The following is a 2,783-nucleotide window of genomic DNA, read 5'->3' on the forward strand; positions in this document are numbered from 1 at the left end:
TCAATTCCAGCTTGCTGGTGATGGCGCCGCCGATATGGATCGGGCTGCGCGTGATCGCCTGGATATGCACATCGCGGCCCAGCGCCGCCAATTGTTCGGCGATCAGCAGCGCCGGATAGGTGAACTCGCCGGTGCCGAGCACGACATAATGCGGCCGGTCGCGCGCGGCGATGATGGCCCGCGCCGCCGCTGTAAATCGGCCGGAGTCCAACAAGGGATCATCGCCGGGGTGGATGCCGCCGCGGCCATGGTTGCCGGTGGCCGCCAGCGTGCCGAACGCGCCGGTGCGGGTGATCGGGTTGGCCGGGCTGACAAAGCCGGGATCCGGCGTCCAATGGAGCGTGCCTTGCAGCAGGCTGGCACCAATATGCGGCAGCGGCAATTGCTGCTGCCAGTCATGGCCGCCCGACCAATCGGTGAGCACCGCCGTGGCGACGCGCTCCAGCCGGGGCATGCAAGGCCGCAGGGCGGCGATGGCATTCACGAATGTGGTGCCGGTCGAGCTTTCATCGTCGATCACCACCAGCGTGCGCGCCTGCGCCAGCAGGGTGCGGCCGGCTGCGGTGACCGGGCTGAGGACCATATGTGCTGCGGCGTGGCTGTGCGGTTCGGCAAATTCGGCAATAATGGCTTGGCCGGTGGCGCTGGGCCACTGCCGGGTCGAATGGATGAACAGCAGATCCTGCCGGCCAGTGCGCGCCGCATAATCAGCGTAGCAGCTGTGCGCCAGGCAGACGGCGGTTTCGGCCATGCCGAAAAATACAACCGGCCCCGGCAGATCAGATATGCCGGCGGCGCTGTGGCGGCGCAGCAGGGCATCGATCAGGCGGCGAGCGCTATCGCGGATTGCGGCTGGCGTGGTGGGCAAATGCCGGCCCAGCACTTTGGACACCACCAGAAAGCCGCGCCGGGGATTGTTGCGGGCGGCAAAGCTGCACAAATCATCGATTCTGAGCGGATTTGGGTCTGGCGCGCCTGATTCCAGCACCTGTACAGTGACGGTGCCGGCGGCCAGGGCGCAACGATGCACGCCGCTTGCGTCTGGCGCAGGCTGCTCACCATTCGGGCTATCGATGCGGCTGGGCAGTGGCCCGGCAGTTGTGGTCATAGGGCCTTATAGGCTGCGGTTTACGAAATTACGATGACAGTGCGCTTGCTGTCACGGTCGCAGCAGGATCAATGGGTTACGGTAATTCGGTAGAGGAAATCGCGTGCTTGCCGCGCGATTTCTGCGCGTGTCATGGCGGGGCCGCGCCCGAGCGTCGGCGCGGTGCCGGCCGCGTGCAAAAAGCTGCGCAGCAGGCTGGCCTTGATGCCGAAATTGATGTTCTGGGCGATATTGTCGTGGCCATCGCCGCGCAGCACGCCGCGCACCAGGCCAACCACATGGCCGGCACTGTTCAGCATCGGCCCGCCGCTGCTGCCCGACCCGATCGGGGAGGTGAATTGCAAGCTGGCGGCATCGCCGCGCACCCCGGTCAACGCCGAGATATTGCCGCCGGAAATCTGCGGCCCGGTGCCGAGCAGGCCCTGCAGCGGAAAGCCGGCCACAATGACATCCTCGCCCAATTCCACATCATGATCCGCCCAGAACGGCGCAATGCGCAGCGCATCATGATTGAGCGCCAGCAGGGCGATATCGTTGATCGGATCGGCGGCCACCACCTGCGCCGGTGTCGTCACTTCGCCGCCGGGGCCGCGGGCTTCGCCGGCCACGCCAATCTCCCGGGCATCTTCGATCACATGATAATTGGTCATGATCAGGCGCGCGCCAACGGCAAAGCCTGATCCGGTCGAAATGGCGCCCGATGGCAGCGGATTGCCCCGGTGATTGTTTCCCTGGCTGCCGTCACTGCCGGGCGCCGGCGTTTCGCCAAATGGCACGTCCAGCGTGATGCAATAGGCGCGGCGCAGGCCGGGGATGCCGGTGGTAAAGCCCTGGCCGGTCGCCGCCAGCCGCCAGCCGGCGCCGCGCCGATAATATTCCACTGCGATCAGGGCGGTTTCGCGCCGGCCCTGCATATCGATCACGCAGCGCTGCGTGCCATTGATGATGGTTTCGATGCGTCCGACATGATCGAGGCCAAAGCCTCTGCTCGGGCCGCCCAGCACATAGAGCACGGCCAGAACCCGGTCGATGTGGCCGGGCACCTGCGCCAGATCGAGGCTGATGGCGTGCGGGCCATCAAAGCCGATGCCAGCGGGCGGCGGCGCGCCGTGGCCCAAAAAGGCCGCTGGCCAATCGGCGCTGATCTGGCCCGCCGCCGTGAACGGCAGCAGAAACGCGCCGACCTCGCCAAACAGCCGCGCATCCTGGCCGACAAAGCGCAAATGTTGTTGCCCGCCAGCGATATCGATGCGCTGGCCTTGCGGCAGATCAAGCATCGCCTGCTGCCGGATCGGGTGCGATCCTGATCATTGCCGATGTGCTGGTCACCATCACCGTCTCGGCGCGCTGCATGGGCAGTTGCTGGCCCGCGGCGTGCAGCAGTTGCAGCAACGGCAGATTGACTCCGGCCAGTGCGCCGGCCGCGCAGCCGCCGCTCATGCGCGGGTTGATTTCCAGCACATGCGGGCTGCCGGTGCCGGGCGTTGCCGATTTGAACTGGATATTGACGACGTTGGACAGGTTGAACTGCGCTGCGACAGCCGCCGCCAGCGCCATCAGCGCCTCATCATGGCTGATCACTTGTGAATTGGCGCTTTTGGCGCGCACAAAGCCAGCGACGATGCGGCCATGGTCGCACAGGCAATCCACGCTCCATTCCGTGCCGGGCAGATAT

3 protein-coding genes are annotated in these 2,783 nt (G+C 65.9%); all 3 read right to left on the minus strand.

The genetic code is table 11. The features are described from left to right. The coding region (locus ABWP50_RS05440) for a phosphoribosyltransferase domain-containing protein (RefSeq protein WP_353216978.1) at positions 1 to 1,108 on the minus strand (1,108 nt) is incomplete at its 3' end. A 68-nt stretch (positions 1,109 to 1,176) separates the two neighbouring features. Beyond that, on the minus strand, positions 1,177 to 2,385 hold the full coding sequence (locus tag ABWP50_RS05445; protein ID WP_353216979.1) for a trypsin-like peptidase domain-containing protein: 1,209 nt from the start codon (positions 2,383 to 2,385) through the stop codon (positions 1,177 to 1,179). Further along, a partial coding sequence (locus ABWP50_RS05450) for an ATP-grasp domain-containing protein (protein WP_353216980.1) occupies positions 2,378 to 2,783 on the minus strand: 406 nt, incomplete at its 5' end. The genes ABWP50_RS05450 and ABWP50_RS05445, both read right to left, overlap by 8 nt.

This window comes from Sandarakinorhabdus sp. (genome assembly GCF_040398645.1).
Lineage (GTDB): Bacteria > Pseudomonadota > Alphaproteobacteria > Sphingomonadales > Sphingomonadaceae > Sandarakinorhabdus.